Source organism: Streptomyces sp. NBC_00078, assembly GCF_026343335.1.
GTDB lineage: Bacteria > Actinomycetota > Actinomycetes > Streptomycetales > Streptomycetaceae > Streptomyces.
On record NZ_JAPELX010000001.1, the window covers coordinates 4764868 to 4783004 of the forward strand.

At 73.2% G+C, this 18137-nt stretch carries 15 protein-coding genes; 2 read left to right on the forward strand and 13 right to left on the reverse strand.

What is annotated here, in order from left to right:
- Positions 1-194: 194 nt before the first annotated feature.
- Complete coding sequence (locus OOK07_RS22345) at positions 195-3194, forward strand: golvesin C-terminal-like domain-containing protein (protein WP_266798129.1); 3000 nt, start codon at positions 195-197, stop codon at positions 3192-3194.
- A 140-nt stretch (positions 3195-3334) separates the two neighbouring features.
- On the forward strand, positions 3335-4171 hold the full coding sequence (locus tag OOK07_RS22350) for an inositol monophosphatase family protein (RefSeq protein WP_266798130.1): 837 nt from the start codon (positions 3335-3337) through the stop codon (positions 4169-4171).
- 184 nt (positions 4172-4355) lie between these two features.
- Here the strand turns inward: OOK07_RS22350 and OOK07_RS22355 are convergent, their stop codons facing one another.
- The 13 genes from OOK07_RS22355 to OOK07_RS22415 all read right to left on the reverse strand — a co-directional run bounded on the left by OOK07_RS22355 (position 4356) and on the right by OOK07_RS22415 (position 18023).
- Positions 4356-5126 (reverse strand): NADase-type glycan-binding domain-containing protein, encoded by a 771-nt coding sequence (locus OOK07_RS22355; protein ID WP_266682544.1) that lies wholly within the window; start codon positions 5124-5126, stop codon positions 4356-4358.
- A gap of 745 nt (positions 5127-5871) precedes the next feature.
- Positions 5872-6435: a phage tail protein gene (locus OOK07_RS22360; protein ID WP_266798132.1), complete on the reverse strand. Its 564-nt coding sequence runs from the start codon at positions 6433-6435 to the stop codon at positions 5872-5874.
- On the reverse strand, positions 6432-8402 hold the full coding sequence (locus OOK07_RS22365) for a putative baseplate assembly protein (RefSeq protein WP_266682546.1): 1971 nt from the start codon (positions 8400-8402) through the stop codon (positions 6432-6434). The genes OOK07_RS22360 and OOK07_RS22365 overlap by 4 nt, the downstream gene beginning before the upstream one ends.
- Positions 8402-8824 carry a gp25 family contractile injection system sheath assembly initiator gene (locus OOK07_RS22370; RefSeq protein ID WP_266682547.1) on the reverse strand — a complete coding sequence of 141 codons (423 nt, stop codon included), beginning with the start codon at positions 8822-8824 and terminating at the stop codon, positions 8402-8404. The genes OOK07_RS22365 and OOK07_RS22370 overlap by 1 nt, the downstream gene beginning before the upstream one ends.
- Positions 8824-9141 (reverse strand): PAAR domain-containing protein, encoded by a 318-nt coding sequence (locus OOK07_RS22375; protein WP_266682548.1) that lies wholly within the window; start codon positions 9139-9141, stop codon positions 8824-8826. Before OOK07_RS22375 ends, OOK07_RS22370 begins: the two co-directional genes overlap by 1 nt.
- 35 nt (positions 9142-9176) lie before the next feature.
- Positions 9177-11030: a VgrG-related protein gene (locus OOK07_RS22380; protein ID WP_266682549.1), complete on the reverse strand. Its 1854-nt coding sequence runs from the start codon at positions 11028-11030 to the stop codon at positions 9177-9179.
- Entirely contained in the window at positions 11027-11749 is a 723-nt protein-coding gene (locus OOK07_RS22385; RefSeq protein ID WP_266682550.1) for a CIS tube protein, read from the reverse strand. The genes OOK07_RS22380 and OOK07_RS22385 overlap by 4 nt, the downstream gene beginning before the upstream one ends.
- A gap of 87 nt (positions 11750-11836) precedes the next feature.
- Positions 11837-12262 (reverse strand): phage tail protein, encoded by a 426-nt coding sequence (locus tag OOK07_RS22390; RefSeq protein WP_266518219.1) that lies wholly within the window; start codon positions 12260-12262, stop codon positions 11837-11839.
- Between the two features lie 39 nt (positions 12263-12301).
- Entirely contained in the window at positions 12302-15319 is a 3018-nt protein-coding gene (locus OOK07_RS22395) for a hypothetical protein (protein ID WP_266798135.1), read from the reverse strand.
- Positions 15320-15323: 4 nt separating this feature from the next.
- Positions 15324-15482: a DUF6760 family protein gene (locus tag OOK07_RS22400; protein ID WP_266682552.1), complete on the reverse strand. Its 159-nt coding sequence runs from the start codon at positions 15480-15482 to the stop codon at positions 15324-15326.
- The gene (locus OOK07_RS22405) at positions 15479-15982 is read right to left on the reverse strand and encodes a hypothetical protein (protein ID WP_266682553.1); all 504 of its coding nucleotides are present in this window, start codon (positions 15980-15982) and stop codon (positions 15479-15481) included. Before OOK07_RS22405 ends, OOK07_RS22400 begins: the two co-directional genes overlap by 4 nt.
- Positions 15979-16419, reverse strand: a complete 441-nt coding sequence (locus tag OOK07_RS22410; RefSeq protein WP_266682554.1) for a phage tail protein — start codon at positions 16417-16419, stop codon at positions 15979-15981. The genes OOK07_RS22405 and OOK07_RS22410 overlap by 4 nt, the downstream gene beginning before the upstream one ends.
- A 50-nt stretch (positions 16420-16469) precedes the next feature.
- Positions 16470-18023: a phage tail sheath family protein gene (locus tag OOK07_RS22415; RefSeq protein ID WP_266682555.1), complete on the reverse strand. Its 1554-nt coding sequence runs from the start codon at positions 18021-18023 to the stop codon at positions 16470-16472.
- Positions 18024-18137 lie beyond the last annotated feature (114 nt).

Sequence of the window (18137 nt, forward strand, 5' to 3'; positions counted from 1 at the left end):
GCCTGGATTCCCGTTCCGTTCAGGGCGGACTGCTAACTTCCGCTTCGCTGGCCCCGGTTGACCGCCGGAGCCGCCCACACTCCACAAATGAATCCGGACGGAACACCTTGCGCACTTCTCGTGAAACACCCGGGGGAAGGCATCGCTGGCGGGTCCCGAAGAGCCGGCGCGGCCGGATAGCCGCCGCCGGGGCGATGTCCGTGCTGGCGCTGGCGCTCCTCGCGCCGCTGGCATCGGCCGCCCTCACCGACCAGTCCTCCTCCGCCACTCCCACGCCGGCGGACCGGGTCACCGACACCTCCCGACTGCCCTCGGGCTGGCAGCAGTCCGACGACCGCATGGTCACCTACGACGGCGACGCCACCGGCCTGCACGTCCTGGTCGCCGACGCGGCGCACGCCTACACCTGGCGCACCGCGGCCACCCTGTCCGAACCCGGCATCGACACCGACCAGTGGATCGGCCAGACCTGCGTCACCGCCTCCGGCGACCGCGCCGTGGTCGTCTACGCGCCCCGCCAGGTGACCAACGATCAGCAGGGCTTCCAGGAGGGAGCCTTCGCCGCCGTGGTCGACCTCACGGACGGCAGGGTCACCAAGCTGCCGGAACTGGTGTCCATCGCCTACTTCAACCCCGGCTGCGGCGACGGCGAACAGGCCGTGCTGTCCCGGCCGCAGGGCGACGGCACCCAGCTGCTGACCGTCGACACCCGCCAGGGGAAGCTGGTCCGGCGGCAGACCGTCCCGGGGCAACTGACCTCCGCCGTGCCCTTCGGGTCCGGCATCGCGGCGGCCGCCGGCGACTCGGTGGTCTCGGTCAACGGCGGCGGGCACGTCAGCACGCTGGCCCACACCGGGGGAACGCCGTTCCGGCTCGTACCGGACGCGCACAGCGGGCTCGCCTACCAGGTCCCGGCCGCCAAGAAGACCGTGCAGGTCCGGCGGGTCACCTCCGGTGGCTCCGACCGGCTGCTCGGCTCGGGTGCGCTCGGCTCCCTCGCGGTGCGGGGCACCGGCGGTCGGGTGTTCGTGACGGGCAAGGACGCGCAGGACGACGTACGGCAGTCCGCTCTGCCGAAGAGCTGGAGGGCCCTCCAGGTACCGGCCTCGGCCGAGGTCTCCACCAACGGGCTTCTCGCCCTGACCGGAGTGGGCAACGGCACCGGGTTGGCCGGATCCGGGAAGCAGGGCGCGACCGCCACCGCCGACACGGCACAGCCCGTCGGCATCGACGCCCTACTGGCCGGATCCGGCGAGAGCCTGGGCTTCCGGGTGAAGCCCAGGGCGCCGGCGCGGTCGCAGGGGGACAAGCAGTCCCCGGCCCTGTCCTCCGGCACGGCCGGGACCAAGGCCAACGCCGAGGACGGCGGGCTGCAGACGGAGAGCATCCGTACGGAGAGCCTCGACGGCAGCGGGCTGGAAGCGGCGCAGTCCGCGCAGTCCACCTCGGCCGCCACCACCGACGACGACCCGGCCCACACCACCACCGACCCGGACCGGGCCTGCGCCGTCACCCGCAACGACCCCGGACTCCAGGCGCTCCAGCCCTCGACCACCATGATCGAGTGGGCGGCGGACCTTGCCGTGCAGGGCAAGCTCGACGTCCGCCGGCACAAGGGCTGGAACGGCACCGACCTCGCCTCGTACACCCCGCAGAGCCTGTTCCCGTCCGTCCCGCTCAAAGGCGGCGGCCGGGTGCCCGCGCAGATCATGCTCGGCGTGCTCGCCCAGGAGTCCAACCTGGTGCAGGCCAACTCGCGTGCCTCCGCCGGGGAGAGCGGCAACTTCGTCCAGGGCGGCTACTACGGCAACGCCGGTAGCGTCCACACCGTCAACTGGGCGGCCGCCGACTGCGGTTACGGCGTGGCACAGGTGACCAGCGGTATGGCCCGCACGGACACCACGACCTACACCGCCGAGCAGCAGAAGGCGATCACCGTGGACTACGCGGCCAACATCGCCGCCGGTCTGCAGATCCTCCAGGACAAGTGGAACCAGCTGTACGACAAGGGCATGCTCGTCAACGGCGGCGACCCGCAGTACCTGGAGAACTGGTGGTTGGCGCTGTGGGCGTACAACAGCGGCTTCAACGCGCCGAGTGCTTCGGACACCGCGGCTCCCTGGGGCCTCGGCTGGTTCAACAACCCGGCCAACGGCCTCTACCCGGCCGACCGCAAGATGTTCCTGTCCTCCGGCTACGAGGACGCCCGCACCCCCAACCTGTGGACGTACCCGGAGCGGGTCCTGGGCTGGGCGGCGTACTCCCTGCAGAAGACGGACCCGGCGACCGGCACGACCGGCAAGGCCTTCACCGTCGGCACCTGGCCGACCGGCAACGCGCCGGATGCCCAGCCCGCGCACGACACCTTCTGCAAGCCCGCCTCCAACGAGTGCGACACCTCCAAGCCCCGTAAGGTCGAGGGGTCCAGCCAGCCCGAAGGACCCTGCCAGCGCGACGACTTCAAGTGCTGGTGGCACGAGCCGGCGACGTGGACGGACTGCGCGACCACCTGCGGCACCGAGGTGCTGAAGTACCAGGCGGGCGAGCGGGAGCCCCAGGTCACGCCGGTCCACCCGGCATCCTGCACCTCCACCCTCCCAGCGAACGCGCTGATCGTGGACGACGTGCCGAACACGTTGAAGTTCCGCACCAACAGCACCAACCCCTGCGCCGGCAAGCACAATTGGACCAGCCGGGGCACGCTGAAGTTCACCTTCGGGTCGGCTCAGCAGAACGGCGCGACCGTCTACCCCTCGAAGATCGACTTCCATCAGCTCGGTGCGGGCTTCGGCGGCCACTTCTGGTTCACCCACACCCGGGTGCCGAGTTTCACCGACTCGGTCGTCACCGGCACCTGGACGCCCGATCGGTCGCTCACGGGCTGGGCCCGGATCATGGTCCATCTGCCCGACCACGAGGCCAACACCGGCCAGGCGACGTACCACGTCGACCTCGGTGACGGCACGGTCGTGGACAAGACGATCTCGCAGGACACCGGCGGCAAGAACGCCTGGGTGTCGCTGGGTTCGTACCAGGTGCACGGCACCCCGAGCGTCTCGCTGAGCTCGGACACGGCCGACGGCACCGGAGACGCCTCGATCGCCTGGGACGCCCTGGCCTTCGAACCGCTGCCGGCAAAACCGTCGGACGCGGTGACGCCGTCGCCGTCGCCGTCGCCGTCGCCGTCGCCGTAGTAGTCGTCGTCGTCGTGTAGCCGAGGGTCTGGAAGCCCCTCTTCACCTCTTCGCCTGCCCCCGGACGGTCACCGTCCGGGGGCTCTGGCACGATCGCGGTGACTCGATCAGCAACGATCCTGAGGGCGTGGTGGAGAACTGTGCCGGAGCATGATGTGAACCCGGATCCGGACGGGGGGGACCTGGACCTGGATCTGGACCGGGCCCTGGAGGTCGCGACCGGGCTGGCGGCCTGGGCCTCGGAGGTGATCCGGCGTCCGCGCACCCCGGACACAGCGACCGACGTACGGGAGAAGGACAGCCCCGCGGACATCGTCACCGACACGGACGAGGCGGTGGAGGCACACGTCCGGGCGACGCTCGGCCGGGCCTTCCCCGGGCACGGGATTGTGGGCGAGGAGTACGGCCGTACGGAAGGCACCCCGGGCGCCCCGCACTGGCTGGTCGACCCCGTCGACGGCACGACCAACTACGCCCACGGCCTCGGCTGGTGCTCCTTCTCCCTGGGCCTGGCGGCGGCCGACGGCACCCCGTTGCTCGGCCTGGTGGCGGACCCCTGGCGGGGCGAGACGTTCACCGCGGTCCGGGGCAGGGGAGCCCACCTCAACGGCACCCCCGTCCGGGCGGCCGGCCACACCACCCTCACCGGGCACGTCTTCATGACGGAATGGGCGGCCCATGCCCACTGGCCCGGCATGGACACCCTCCTCGCCACCCTCGCGGACCGCCACTGCACGGTCCGCGTGATGGGCTCCACGGCCCTGTCCCTGGTCCAGGTGGCGGCAGGCCGCGCCACCGCCGCTGCGATCGGCGAGTTCCACCACGTCGACGGGCTTCCCGCCCTGCTGATCGCGACGGAGGCGGGCGCGGTGGCGGTGCCCGAACTGCCCGCCTACGACGAGCCGTTGCTCCTCGCGGCGCCTGGTGTGGCGCGGGAGGCGACGGAGCTGCTGCGCAGGTCGAGGGTCAGCGTGTGACGGGATCGTCCCGGCTGCGGCGCACGACCTCGCCCCGTCCCCCGGCGACATGTCCCCGCGCCGCCTCCTCCAGCAGGTGCCGGGCCGGCCGGCGGCGGTGAGCGAGGGCCCGAGAGGGCTTCGTAGCGCCTGATCAACCCGCGCGATCACCCGCGCGATCACCCCATCGATCAGCCCCGCTCGATCACCCTCGCTGGAAGAACTCCACCTCCGCCAGGGCCAGATGGCGGCCCGGCTTCAGGCCGGTGGCCGAGTGCAGCACCAGGCGCACCTTCTTCACGTCGCTGATCCCGGTGGGGATCGGCTGCGCGCCCGGCTTGTCGCTGAGGGTCAGCTCCTTGTCGTGCCGCTCGCCGTCCGCCGTCGTCACCTCCAGGTCCATCTGGAGTGCGCGCCCCTCGCGGGCGTACTCCTGCGGTTCCTTGGACGCGCCGTTGGTGATGATCAGGTCGACCATCCGGAACGGCTTGCCGAAGGTGTACGTCACCGAGGCGCCGGCCGCGGGCATGCCCCAGTAGCGGTTCCTCAGGCCGTCGGTGGTGTTCTTCGCCGGGTGCCCGGGGATCTGGGCGCTCGCCTCGATGCCCGACGGTGTCACGGCCTTGGGGTCGGACAGCTTGTCGCGGGTGTCCTCGAACAGGGCGCGGCCGGCCGGCAGCAGCAGGAAGACGCCCGCGCACAGGGCCACCACGACGGCCAGGATCACCAGCAGCCGCACTGCACGGCCCGAACCCGCCCGCACCCGGCGGCGGAACGGCCACACGGTCCGCCACCACGGCAACGGAGCGGCCTTCGCGGTCGGCTTCAGATCGGTCGCACAGCGCCGGCAGAACCTGCGGTCCGGCGGGTTGGGCGTACCGCAGGAGGGACAGGGCCTCCCCGCCACTTCGTCCGGCACCACCGTGGGCCGTACGACGGGGCGTGGAGCCTGTGGCTTCGCGGGGCGCACGGCCACGATGGGGTCCTGTGCAGGCGCAGGTTCAGGTGCCGGTGTCCCGGGGGAGGCCGGTTGCCGGGGGCCCGGCATGTCCCGGTTGGCCGGAGCGGAGGCGGTGGGGCGGACCGGTGGTGCGGCCGGGGGCTGCGGGGGTCGTGGCGGCGTACCGGACACGGCCGGTCCGGGCCCATCTCCCGTACGGGGTACGGCGGTTCCCGAACCGTCGGCCGTTGCGGACACGCCGCTCGCGGATCCGGAGGATCCGGCGGGGGCGGGTGATGCTGCGGGCGCGGGCGGCGCGGTGGGGGGAGCCTCCCGGGTTTCCTCGGTGCGGACGTCGGCGGGTCGAGCCGGGGGCGGAGGGCTTGGCGTGCCGTCCTGGCCGGGCGGGGTGTCCGGGCGCTCGCCGGCGCCGGAGCGTGTGTCGGTGCCCGGCCCGTCCGCCTCGCTGCGGCTCCGGCCGGTCAGCCGGCTGCGCAGCGTCGAGGTGCGGGCAGGTGCGGAGGAGGTGGGTGCGTTGTCCGCGGACGGTGCCGGCGCCGGAGACTGCGTGGGTGCGCTCGGCTCCGGCTCCGGTACGGACGGCTCTTGTACGGACGGCTCAGGTTCGGACGGCTCCTGTTCCGGCCGCTCCGGGGACGTGGCCGCCGGGGTGCTCGCGGCCTGTGGCTCTTCCGACCAGCCCAGGTACGTTCCGCAGTTGCCGCAGAAATCGTCCCCGGGGCCGTTGGACGCCCCGCACGCGGGACATGCGCGCATGACGTCACCTCCCTTCGTCGGCGGGTGGGCCGGGCAGGACCTCCACCCGGCAGACGGTGTGCACCGGGCTCATGGCCCGGACGATCTCGCGGACCCTGCCCACGTCCACCCGCTCCTCGCGATCCGGCCACACCCGGACCAGGGGCTCGGCGGGGGGCCGCGGCGGCAGGTCGGCTCCGGCGGTGCCCGACCACCACGAACCGCCGTCGTCGCTCACCTCGGCGTGCACACCGAGCGCGAGCCGCAGGGCCTCGACCAGGCCGCGCCGGGTGCCACGCCACCGGTGCAGCTCCACCGCCCGGACGACCGCCTCGCGGCGCCGCTCCACCGGCCACTGCGGATCGTCGGTGGCGCCCACCCACGACGCCAGCCAGGCCAGGAAGTCCGTCGGAGCGATTCGGGGATCGAGGTAGGCGGGCAGGTTGTCGAGGGTGGTGAACACCGGGGCGAGGACGGTGTCGAGGCCCGCGGTGAAGCGCTGCGCGAAGTCGTCGTCGGCGTACAGGGCGGGCAGTTGCTCACCGATCGGGTGCCGGCTGGGCAGGCCGGGTACGGCGGCGCGGCTCATCCCCGCGCCTCCGGCTCGATGGCCGTGACGACCACCTGGTGCTGGTAGGAGAAGACCAGGGCGCCCGCGGCCACGTCGATGCGGTCGGACGGCGCGCCGCGCCGTCCGGTGATCGGGTCGGCGGGGAACAGCCGGATGTCCTCCACCAGCGCGTTGCCGGTGGCGCGTTGGAGGATGCCGAACACCTCGCCGTACTGCACCGGCCGCCCGAAGGGCCATCCGGTGCCGTCCGGTCCGCCGTGCAGCGGGTTGAGGTGCCGGAACAGCGCGGCGAGCGCCGCGTCGCGCACCCGGTCGGTGTCGCCCGGCGCCGCCGCGAGCCGGGCCACCACGGTGACGCCCTGGTAGACCGGCGGCTCCACCACGAGGCGGGTGCCGATCAGGCGTCGTTCGTCGAGGCTCGCGGTGATGGTCTCCAGCACCTGGTCGGAGGGGATCAGCTGCTCGAAGCGAAGCCGGTCGTCGCCCTCGTCGGCGACCGCGTCCGGCACCACCAGGACCCGTACCGCGCCGGGCCCGTCCGCGGCGGGCAGACAGCGCACCCGCCGCACCGAGGGCGCCGCCTGGCGGCTGATGATCTCGTAGTCCTCGGCGGTCACCGCGCGTTCCTGCATCCGCAGCGCGTCCGGCGCCCGCAGCTTGGCGTTGTCGAGGGTCTCCCCGGGCACGCCGCCGCGCGCCGCCTCCCGGTTGGTGACCCGGGCGACGTACGGAACGGAGCTGCGCAGCACGGAGATCGCACCGCGGGCGACATTGCCCGCCGGTCCGCCGCCGGTGCGGTAGCGGGCCACCCTGATCTGCGTTCCCTTCGGCGGTACGGCGCCGCACTGGCGCAGCGTGCCGTCCGGCTCGCGCAGCACCGGGGGGAACATGAACTCGCCTGTGGTGGCGTCCACGCGGACATGCCGGTCGGCGGGCCCGGAGCGGCCGAAGTGCTCCACCACCTCCCAGCGCTGCCAGCCCTCGGCGGAGGACACCTCCACCACGGGCGGTTCGCCGTCCAGGAGGACCGGCGGGCGGCCGAGCCGGAACGTCTGCCCCGACACCCCCTCCGAGGTACCGAGCGGCACGTCGGTCACGGTCTCGGCGTGCTCGACGGACATGGTGCCGCCCACGGTGAACACCGCCGCCTCGCGCACCGTCGGGGACTCCGAGTAGAACGGCTGGCCCGGCTCCGCCTCGGTGACCCGGCAGCGCAGCCAGCCGGCCCGGGTGCCGCCGATCACCGACGCCGTGTGCCCGGCCGGGACGTGGACGATGACCTCGCCGGGCCGGTTGAGGCCGCCGGTGGTGTCCGCGCCGGTCTCGCACAGCCGCCAGCCGCTGCCGTCCCAGGCCTCCCACACCAGCGGGGGCTGGCGCGGGTCCACACCGACGCCCTCCACGCGGCTGTCCAGGTTCACCGCGACGATGCAGCGCGGCACCGCCGTGGGCAGGCCGAACAGCAGCGCGTCGCCGGGCTCCGGTGTCGCCTGGAAGCACGGCACGTCGCCGCCCTCGGAGATCTCCCTGGTCCGGTCGGTCTGCTCGCCGGTGCGGGGTGCGGTCACCAGACGCGTCAACTCGCTGGGCACGATGCGCAGTTCGTCCGTGGTCGCGAACACCACGGCCTCGTCGCTCTCGCCGCTGTCGCCGCGCGCGCTGGTCACCTCGGTGCCCGCGGGCAGCGCCACCGTGTCGGGCTGCGGCGCCGACAGCCAGAAGTCGACGTCGGCCCCGGCCGCGGCGGGCGGGAACAGGCGGATGCCCAACAGGTCGAGAAACGCGGTGTAGTTCTTGTCCGGCACCCGGTTGAGCCGGTACAGCAGCTGGTCCACGAGATAGGCGAACGTCTCGATCAGCGTGACGCCCGGGTCGGACACGTTGTGGTCGGTCCACTCCGGGGCGCGCTGCTGCACGTACCGCTTGGCCTCGTCGACGAGCTGCTGGAACCGCCGGTCGTCCAGATTGGGGGAGGGCAGAGCCATCAGTCGGCGACCATTTCCTCGGCCCCCTCCTCGGAGGGGATCGTGTAGAAGGGAAAGACCAGGTTGCGCCGGTCGTTGGTGGTACGCACCGTGTAGTGCACGTCGATGTAGAGGGTCCCGGCCTCGACCGCGTCGAAGGCGACCACCACGTCCTCCACGGCGATGCGCGGCTCCCACCGCTCCAGGGCCTCGCGCACCTGCTGGGCGATACGTCCGGCGGTGGCGCCGTCACCGGGAGCGAAGACGTAGTCGTGGATGCCGCAGCCGAACTCGGGGCGCATCGGCCGCTCGCCCGGTGCCGTGCCGAGGACGAGGCGGATGGCCTCCTCGATCTCCTGGGCCCGCTCGACCATGCCGATCCCGCCGGTCGGCCCGACCCGCATGGGGAACGCCCAGCCGCGCCCGATGAAGCGTTCACTCATCACACGCCCCCGATCAGGACGTTGAGGGCGCCCATCATGACCATCGCGCCGCAGGTCGACTGGTCGCGCTGCCGTGCGGCCGGCAATCCGCCGATGAGGACCTGGCCCTTGGCGAGCGAGCTCGGGTCGGGCTTGATCACGTTGGCCGGTCCCAGGGCGGCGTGCGGCGGGATCGGGCAGGCGACCAGGCTGCCCACGACGGCGGCGGGCTTGCCGCCGATCCACACGGTGGCCACGGCCCTGGCGGCCATGGGCGGCGGGGTACCGACCGCGCCGCCGTGGCTGGTCTGGTCGCCGGTACGGGCTGCGGCTGGCATTGGGAAGCTCCTTGCGACGGGTAGGGGACGGAGGGTCAGTTGATCCGGATGAGCTTGGCCTTGAGGACGCCGAGCAGACCGCCGTCGACGGTGACGCCCGTGCGGCCCTTGATGTTCACGTTCGAGCTGCCGTTGATGTCCACGTCGCGGCCGCCGATCCTCACCCCGACCCGGCCCTGGATGTCCACGTTCCGGCCCGACACGCTCACGTCGCCCCGCCCCGCGTCCAGGGTGATGCCCTTCTTGTCGAGCACGACGGAGGAGAGGGGCTGCTTGCTGCCCCTCCCGGCGTACACCTTCAGCTCGATCCGGTCCTGCCGGTCGTCCAGGAACACTTCGAGGCGCTCGTCGGCGGACCTCAGCCGCACCCCGGAGGGCCCCGGTGCCCGTGCGTCGAGCAGTTCCACCCGGTGCCCCGAACGCGACACCAGGGAACGGCGGTTGACTTTCCCGGAGGTGCCGTCGACGAGTGGCACGTCGTGCTTCGAGGGCAGGTCCACACCGTTGTAGAGCCCGCCGATGACATACGGGCTGTCCAGCAGGCCCTGTTCGAAGCCGACCAGGACCTCGTCGTTGACCTCGGGACTCACCACGCCACCGCCGCCCTTGCCGCCCCACTGAACGGTGCGCACCCAGTCGGTGACGTAACTGTCGTCCAGCCAGGGGAACTTCAGCCGTACGCCACCGCTCTGGGCGCCGCCCGGCTCGCGTACGTCCGTCACGACGCCGATCGCCAGACCCGGCATGCGCGGTCCGCGGCCGGGCGCGTTGGCGCCGGTCACCAGGCCCGCGAGCGAGCGGTCCGGGCTGGCGCTGACCCACACCGTCGTCCGGTATCCGCCGTGCGGCTCCACAACGTGCTGCACCGCCGTCGCCGTGTACTTGCCGGAGAACGCCTGCCCCACGTTGCCGAGGGCCACGGGCCTGCCCGCGCGCAGCCGCGGGTTGCCCTCGGCCAGCACCTCCAGCTCGCCGAAGGCCGCGCTGACCTGATCGGCCACGGCGTCGGCGACCGCGGTCGTCTCGGCCTGGGTGCGGTACGGGGTGTCGGTGACGGTCAGCTTGGCGGACTTGCCGAACCGGGCCGCGAACGCCGGGCTCAGGCCCGGCACCACGGTCTCGCTGTTCACCGACGGCTTGCGGGCCACCAGCGGCCGCTTCGTGGTGACGTCCCAGCCGCGCACCTCCACCTGCGAGGCGCCGTCGGCGGCCGACAGGGAGGCCCGCAGCGCCAGCAGGTTGCGCCCGTACTCCAGCACCATCGGATTGCGGGTGGCCGGGGTCGAGGGCGCGGGCGCGCCGGACGCCTTCTCGGGCTTGGTGAACTGCAGCACGCCCTTGTCGTCGACGCGCACCTGCGCGCCGCTCTCGCCCGCCAGGTACTGCAGGAAATCCCAGTCGGACACGTTCGCCTGCGAGAGCTGCTTGTACGTGACCGGCGCGGCCTCCACCTTTCCGCAGGTCAGCCCGGCCCCGGCGGCGACCTTGCGGACGATCGCCGCGGCCGTCATGTTGCGGTACGCCACCACCTTGCGGCCCCGCTGCAGACGGTGCGCCTTGGAATAGGCGCGCACCACCGTGAAGGAGCCGGTGCTGTCCCGGTCCACCTCCAGGGCCGTCACCTCGCCGTTGAACAGCCGCTCGCGCGCCTGCCCGGACACGGTCACCACCGACACCCTCAGCGGGGTGCCGATGGTGATGCCGGTCGCCTTCAGGAACTCGTGATCGGGGTCACGGAAGGTGAGCTGTGCCGCATCCGGCAGGCCCACGTTCTCGTCCACCACGCAACTCACCAGCTGGGCGGCCCAGATCGGCGGTAGTTCGGCGGGCGTCTCCACGACGGGGTCCGCCGCGAACAACCGACCGCCCCGTGCCTCGGGTGTGGTCACCGCTCCTCCTCACCGCCCGCGTCCCGCAGCCCGGGCACCACCAGTTCGGTGCCGGGTACGAGCGCCATCGGATCGTCGATTCCGTTCGCCTCGGCGATGGCCCGCCAGGCGGTCGCGTCGCCGTACTCCCGCCAGGCCAGCAGGGCCAGACTGTCGCCCGCCACCACGGTGTGCGTGCTGCGGGCGGTGCGTGCGCCGGATGTCGGGTTCTGGCCCGGCGGGTCGACGCTCGCCTCCTCGATGGACAGCGCGCAGGTGGCCCTGAGCGGCGTGCCGTCCACGTCGAAGAGCGTGTACGTCACCGAAAGGCTCGACATCACCCCGTCGAACGACGTCGTCCGCGCCGTGCCCCATTCGAACCGCACCCACGGGCTGGCCGGCTTCTTGCGGCCCAGGCTCGCCGGGGTCGGCACACACGCCTTCATCAGCTTCTCCACCGCCCGCTCCACGGACTTGTCGTGGGTGGCGGTGGCGTCCAGGAACACCTCCAGGCTCAGCATGCGCGGGCCGCTGCCGACGAACTCGGGCAGCGCCGACTCGCCCGCCATCCGGGAGGGGGTGCGCCGCCACTCGGTGGTCTTGCGCAACTCCAGGGTGGAGGGGTTGAACTGGAGGTCGAGCTGCGCGATCGTCCCGCCCGGCTTCGCACCGACCGAGGCCGGCGGCTCCTTCAGGGTCAGCTGGGCCCTGGTCCGACTGGTGCGTGCCGCTGGGGACATGCCGGGACCTCCTTTCCGGGGCGTAGAGGCGAGTGGTGGCTGGTGGTCGGGGAAGGGGCGGGGAAGGGCCGGCTCGGTGAGAAGAGGTCAGGACGGGCGCAGCCCCTGGTGGGCGATCTCCAGCGTCTCCACCGCCGCCTCGGAGTTGGCGGGGTCGAAGGACGGCCCCTGCCAGCGCACCGGGACGATCCCGAACACCTGCCAGCTGATGATCCGCGTCAGGTCCGGTTTCAGCGCCACGATCTCGCCGTCCTTGGGCTCCACCCGCTTCAGCGTGTCGTCGAGCCAGCGCGCGATCTTCGCCGTGTCGGCGGTGACCGGCCGGGTGAGCGTGATGTTCGACCAGGTCACGCGGCCGGGCAGCTGCCAGGTGAAGCCGTTGTTGCCGCCCTCGGCGTAGCTCTCCATCTCGACCTCGGCGCCCATGCCGGAGCAGGTGTGGAACGCGCCCAGGTCGTTGCCGCCGATGGCGAGCCTGAAGAACACGCTCGTGGCGAAGATGTTGTCGGTCATCGGTCCGTCGTCCGTTCCATGCGCCTGCGTTCCATGTCCTCAGCGGCGTCCGTCGTAGGGGCGGCCGGTACGTTCCCGGCCGCGCCGCAGTTCGGTGCGCAGCAGCCGGGCCATCGGGTCGAGCAGACGTCGCGCCAGGTCGTCCAGATCGACACCGGGGTCCTGCGGTGTCCCGGCATGCCGGTCCCCGCCCCTGCCGGAGGCGGATCCCGAGGCGGATCCGGAAGCGGAGGTCCCGGAGGCGGCAGACGTGGAGGCCGAGCGCGAACGGCCTTGGGACCGCGCCGACTTCACCGGTCCGCCCTTGGACGGGGTGGAGCCGTGGCCGTCGGCGGCGTCGCGCTGAACCGGGGTCGCCGCCGTGCCGTTGCCGCCGCGCACCGGCCGGACCACGGGAACGGCCTGCACCGGTGTCGCCGTGTTCGGCGGACGTTCGGCGAGCGGCGGCGCCTGCGGGGCGGTGACCGGCAGAGGGCGCGCCGGAACAGCGGGAGCAGCCCCGGTGGACCGGCCGGGCGGCGTGGGCCGTACGACGGGGACGCGCTGGACAACAGCGGGCGAGGCGGAAGAACCCGGGGAGGCGAAAGAAGCGCCCGTGGCGCCAGGGGAACCAGGAGACCCCGAGGAGGTGCCGGGAGACCCCGAGGGGGAGCCGCCCGTGCCGCTGCCTCGTACGCGCGAGTTCGGCCGCCCGGCGGGCGCGGACGCGGCACGCTGGACCTGCGGTGTCGCCGGCGTGATCGGGGCGGTGGCCGGAGCCGGGCTCGGTGACGGCCGTGCGGCGTCGCCCTGGTGGGCGGCCGGGGCGCCGGGCCAGCGCGCGGCCACGACGGGAGGGCCGCCGGAGCGTGCGGCGGCGGGGGGTGCCGCCCCTGCCGGTGCCCGCGTGCTCAGCAGGAGCGGGCGCGCGGGAAGGAGTTGGAGGGGGCGGGTGAGGGGTGCTGCCTGAGCCGAGTGCGCTCCGGTGTGGGTGACGGTGTGCGGGCGCGCGGTGCCGGTCTCGCTGCCTCCGGCGGCCGGGGCCACCGCACGGGCGACGACGACCGGGCTCGGGGAGCCGGGGACTCGGGGACGCTGCTCGCTGGCCCGCACACCGGGCGGTCGTACGGGCGCGGCCGGGTTCTCGGTGACCCCGGCGCCCGTGGACGCCGCCGGGGCGGGCGTCACCAGAGGTGTGGCGGAGGTACTCCCGTGGTCCGCGGGGGCCGACGACGCGGGGGCCCCGGTGGAGGCCCGGTCCGCGGGGCGGCGCTGGACGTCGATCGTGCCCAGCAGCGGCGCGTCCGGTCCCTCTGCACCGGGTGTGGTGGAGGGCGCCGTGCCGGTGCGCGCCTGGCCGCGATCTGCCGTCGGCGGCAAGGGAGTTGGCGGGGTGCTCCGGTCCTGCTGTGCCGGAGCCTGCGATGTGTCGGGTGTGCCGTCCGCCTGACGCTGGACGATGGGCAGGGCCGGGCCGGACGTGGTGGGAGCCGTGAGCGCGCCGGACGCGCCGGCACCGGGCAGACCGGCGCTGGGCGGCAGTGCGGACAGCGGTGCGCCCAGGCCGCCGCGTACCCGGGCGCCGTCCGGCGCGCCGGGGGCCGTTCCCTTCGCGCCGCTGTCGTGCGGGCGTGGGGTGCCGGCGGTGCTGTCCGACTGCCGCTGGACGACGGGCGGCGCCGGTGCGGGCACGGGGCCCGCAGTCCGGGACCCGGACGCGGTGGCACCGGGCACTTCGGCGCTGGGCGGCAGTGCGGACAGCGGTGCGCCCAGGCCGCCGCGTACCCGGGCGCCGTCCGGGGCGCCCTGCACCGGCTTGTTCACGGCGCTGTCGTGCGGACGGGTGGTGTCCGCCCCGGTCGCCCCGGTCCCGCCGTCCGCCTGACGCTGGACGACAGGCAGGGCGGGGCCGGAGGGGGCGGTCGGGACGACGGCGCCCGCCGACAACGGTGCGGCCGGCGCAGGCAGTTCACCCTGCCCGCTGCCGAGCGGCGCGCGGCTCGGCTCGACGGCGGTGGCACGCTGTACGGGAGCAGTGGCGCCGTTGCCCGGTGCCGCGGGAGGCGCGGGACGCAGGGCTGCGACGCGGCGCACCGGTCCGGACGGTCGCCGCGCAGCGGTCAGGGCGGGCCCCGCCGGGGTGGCCCTGACGGCGGGGCGGGTCGCCTCCGGCTGCCCGTCTCCCCGAACGGGCGAGGCCACGGCGGGCGTACGGCCCCCGGAAACGGTGCCGGACGGGGCCTTTGAGGCGGGCTTGGGCGCGTAGCCCACCGTGCCCGTGCCAGCGCCGGCACCGGCGACCGGGAGCACGGATACGCGTCGTACCAGAGGAATTTCCGGAGCGGTCGCCGGGCGGCCGGTGCCGGCGGGGAGTGCGGGGGGAGCGGGGGTCACGACCGGGTCGGTGCCCGGCAGCGCGGCCCGTTGGACGGGAGCGGACGACGAGGGGAGCACGGCGGGAGAGTCCGTCGCCGTCAGGCCGCGGGTGCGCGGTGCCGCCTTGCCCGAACTTCCCTTTCCAGCAGAGCTGTTGGCTCCGGAAGGCGCGACCACGGGCCTGCGTCCGGATCCCGTGTCCGCCGCTTCGGCGACGTCCTTGCCGCGGGACGGACGTACGGGTGCTGCCGACGGCCCGGCGGCCGGCGTGCCGTCCGCCTGTTCGCCCGCCCCTTCCGGGCGCAGCGCGCGCAGCAGCAGCGGCCCTCCGCCGGAACGGGCGGCCTGCGGGGTGGCCGGGTGGGTGACGCCGCGGACCAGGCCGGTCGGGGCGGTGGGCAGCATCGCGTGACCGAGACCCGAGTCGAACGACGGGTTCTGCCAGGAGGCGAGGCCCGCACGGAACGCGAGCCCGTCGCTCACCCCGAGCGGGGCGCGGGCCACGGTGAGTTGCGGCGCCGCGGTACGACGCCAGCCGCCGTCCCAGTCGCCGGGCACGGTGGAACCCGCGGGGCCGGACGTGCCCGGCTCCGGGCCGGCGTCCGGCGAACCGTTCGGCGCCGCGCCGGAGCGCTCCGCACCCGTACGCTCCGTGGTGTCCGGCGCGGCGGTCCGGCGGCGCAGCCTGTCCCGCCATGCCATGCGCTCAACCGCCTTCGTTCACACGGGTGTTGATACGGGCGATCTCCGCCACCCACTGCCGGCGCTCGTCATGGGTCAGATCGAGGATCTGCTCGCGCTGCCAGTGGAAGTGGTAGGCGATGTACGCGATCTCCTCCCGGAGCCGGGGAAGGGCGTACGTCACGATTCCCCCAGGCGCCCACCCGAGAGGTCGACCTCGAAGCCGCCCTCGCAGTGCGGGCAGGTCACGGCCGCGCGGGTGTGACCCTCGCTGTTGACCCGGCGGTAGAAGTCCTGGAGGAAGGCCACGTCGGTGGCGTACATCCGCTCCACGATCCCGGCGTGCACGTCCGTGATACCGCCGATCCGCGTGATCACCTGGCTCAGCAGCACGACGCTGAGATACGCCGGGTTCTCCTTGACCCGCAGATCGATCTGCGGCCGCAGCTCGTCCCGGGCGGTGGCCAGCCGCATCGAGCCGTGCCGGTGCACCGTGCCCGCCTCGTCCACGTAGCCGCGCGGCAGCTCGAACTCGAACTCCGTGCGCAGCCCGTGGTCCTCCCGCGGCGGCGGGGGTGGGGCGGCGGCGGGGGGTGCCACCGCCTGCTCCGGCTCCTGCGCGGCGGGCGCCGTCATCGCGAGGATCTCGTCCAGGTTGCCCGCCGTCACCGTACGGCGCCTCATTCGACCGTGATCTCCTCGAACACGATCGTCACGGACTCGGTGGCCGGAGACGACTCGCCCGCCTTCAGCGACGGGCCCTCCCACTTGGACACCCAGCCCTGCATCAGCTGGATGCGGCGGACCGTGTTCATCTCGGAGTCCATGATCTCGATGGTGAGGTTCTGCCGTGCGGAGGAGACGGCGCCCTTGTTCAGGGTCTCCTTGATCCACTTGGTGAACTCACTGCTCTTGTCGAGTCCCCGGGTGATCGTCACCTCGCCGGCCTGCCGGGCGCCGGGCTGCTTGCGGATGATCTGCTTGCCCTGGTCGCTGACCTGCTTGACCTCGACGACATCTTCCTCGACGGTCATGCCGCTGATCTCTTGGATCGACTCGACCCGGTAGCCGCCGAGCTGCACGCCGAAGACGTGGGTGGAAAGAGCATCGCCCTCTGCCATGACTGTCTGTCACCTTTCCTTGCGGGGCCGTTGGTCCTGCGGATCCGGGGTCACTCGTCGACGAGGCTGGTGCTGTCGGAGAACTGCGCCAGCCGGAAGATCACGAACTCGGCGGGCTTGACCGGCGAGACGCCGATCTCACAGACGACCCGGCCCTGGTCGATGGACTCCTGCGGGTTGTTGTCGCGGTCGCACTTCACGTAGAACGCCTCTTCGGCGGTGCGGCCGAACAGCGCGCCGCGGCGCCACTCCTCGGTGAGGAACGCGGTGACGTTGCGCCGGATGCTCGACCACAGGCGGTCGTCGTTCGGCTCGAAGACCACCCACTGGGTGCCCAACAGGATGGACTCTTCGAGGTAGTTGAACAGGCGGCGCACGTTCAGGTAGCGCCAGGCCGGGTCGGAGGAGAGCGTGCGGGCGCCCCAGATCCGGATGCCCCGGCCGGGGAAGGCCCGTACGCAGTTCACGCCGATCGGGTTCAGCAGGTCCTGCTCGCCCTTGCTGAGCCTCAGTTCGAGGTCGACCGCGCCGCGGATCACCTCGTTGGCGGGCGCCTTGTGCACCCCGCGCTCGGCGTCGCTGCGCGCCCACACACCGGCGACGTGACCGCTCGGCGGGACGGTGGTGTTGCGTCCGACGGCCGGGTCGAAGACCCGCACCCACGGGTAGTACAGGGCGGCGTAGCGGGAGTCGTAGCCCGCCTCGTCGTTGCGCCAGGTGCGTACCTGCTGGGCGTTGAGGCCGGGCGGGGTGTCCAGGACGGCGACCCGGTCGCCCATCTGCTCGCAGTGCGAGATCACCGCGAGCTGCACGGTGCGCACACCCTCGGCGTCGATGTCGCCGCGCTGGTAGGCGCTCATCAGGTCCGGCACCGCGACCATGGTGATCTCGTCGATGGTCTCCAGGCCGCCGAACCCGGTGCGGGCCGCGGAGTCGCCGACGTACTCGGCGGGGTCGAGGCGGACGACCTCGGCGGAGCCGTTCGTGGCGGGCGCGCCCGGGGCGTCCGGCACCGCCACGGTCTGGGCGGCGGGCCTGCTCTGCGTGGCGCCGCGCTGCTCGGTGACCTCGATCAGCTTGGAGGCGCGGGTCTGCGTGAGCAGGTAGCCCTTGACGTTCTTGCGGACGGAGGCCTCGTACGTCTCCGCCACCTGCTCGCCCTGGCGGACCAGCACCTTGAAGCGGTCCTCCGGCGGGTTCTCGCCGTCCGCGTCGGCGATCTCCACCGACACGCCGGTCACACCGGGCCGGGCCGCGACGAGGAAGCCGCCGAGCTCCACCGGCTGGGCCGCCCTCGGCTGTCCGGTGTCGTTCGCCGACGGGCCCGAGGCACCATCGGCCGAGCCGCCGATGCGCACGATGTACGCGGCGCCGCCGCCGTTGGAGAAGTACCCGTACACCGCATGGGCCAGATAGGTGCCCTCGGTGAAGGAGCCGAACAGCTGGGTGTACTGGTCCCAGCTGGTGACCAGTGTCGGCGCGTGGAAGGGACCGCTCCCGGCGAACCCTACGAACGCGGCGACGGCGGTGCCGACCCCCTCGATCGGTCGGGCACCGGACTGCACCTCCTCCACGTACACGCCCGGGGTGAGGTACGTCGGCATGCTTGCTCCTTCACGTCCTTGCGGGGCACCTGTGTCCAGGGCAAGTCTGCGGGGCGGGTGAGGCGGGCGGCAGGGGCCGGGGGACCTGGCCGGGGGCAGGGCCACTGCCTTTCC

Bases quoted from the DNA above. Each gene is read 5' to 3' on its own strand.
- OOK07_RS22360 (WP_266798132.1), bottom strand. From the start codon at position 6,435: ATGAGCCGCGCCGCCGTACCCGGCCTGCCCAGCCGGCACCCGATCGGT.
- OOK07_RS22405 (WP_266682553.1), bottom strand. From the start codon at position 15,982: ATGAGGCGCCGTACGGTGACGGCGGGCAACCTGGACGAGATCCTCGCG.
- OOK07_RS22410 (WP_266682554.1), bottom strand. From the start codon at position 16,419: ATGGCAGAGGGCGATGCTCTTTCCACCCACGTCTTCGGCGTGCAGCTC.
- OOK07_RS22395 (WP_266798135.1), bottom strand. From the start codon at position 15,319: ATGGCATGGCGGGACAGGCTGCGCCGCCGGACCGCCGCGCCGGACACC.
- OOK07_RS22375 (WP_266682548.1), bottom strand. From the start codon at position 9,141: ATGCCAGCCGCAGCCCGTACCGGCGACCAGACCAGCCACGGCGGCGCG.
- OOK07_RS22415 (WP_266682555.1), bottom strand. From the start codon at position 18,023: ATGCCGACGTACCTCACCCCGGGCGTGTACGTGGAGGAGGTGCAGTCC.
- OOK07_RS22370 (WP_266682547.1), bottom strand. From the start codon at position 8,824: ATGAGTGAACGCTTCATCGGGCGCGGCTGGGCGTTCCCCATGCGGGTC.
- OOK07_RS22365 (WP_266682546.1), bottom strand. From the start codon at position 8,402: ATGGCTCTGCCCTCCCCCAATCTGGACGACCGGCGGTTCCAGCAGCTC.
- OOK07_RS22345 (WP_266798129.1), top strand. From the start codon at position 195: ATGTCCGTGCTGGCGCTGGCGCTCCTCGCGCCGCTGGCATCGGCCGCC.
- OOK07_RS22390 (WP_266518219.1), bottom strand. From the start codon at position 12,262: ATGACCGACAACATCTTCGCCACGAGCGTGTTCTTCAGGCTCGCCATC.
- OOK07_RS22385 (WP_266682550.1), bottom strand. From the start codon at position 11,749: ATGTCCCCAGCGGCACGCACCAGTCGGACCAGGGCCCAGCTGACCCTG.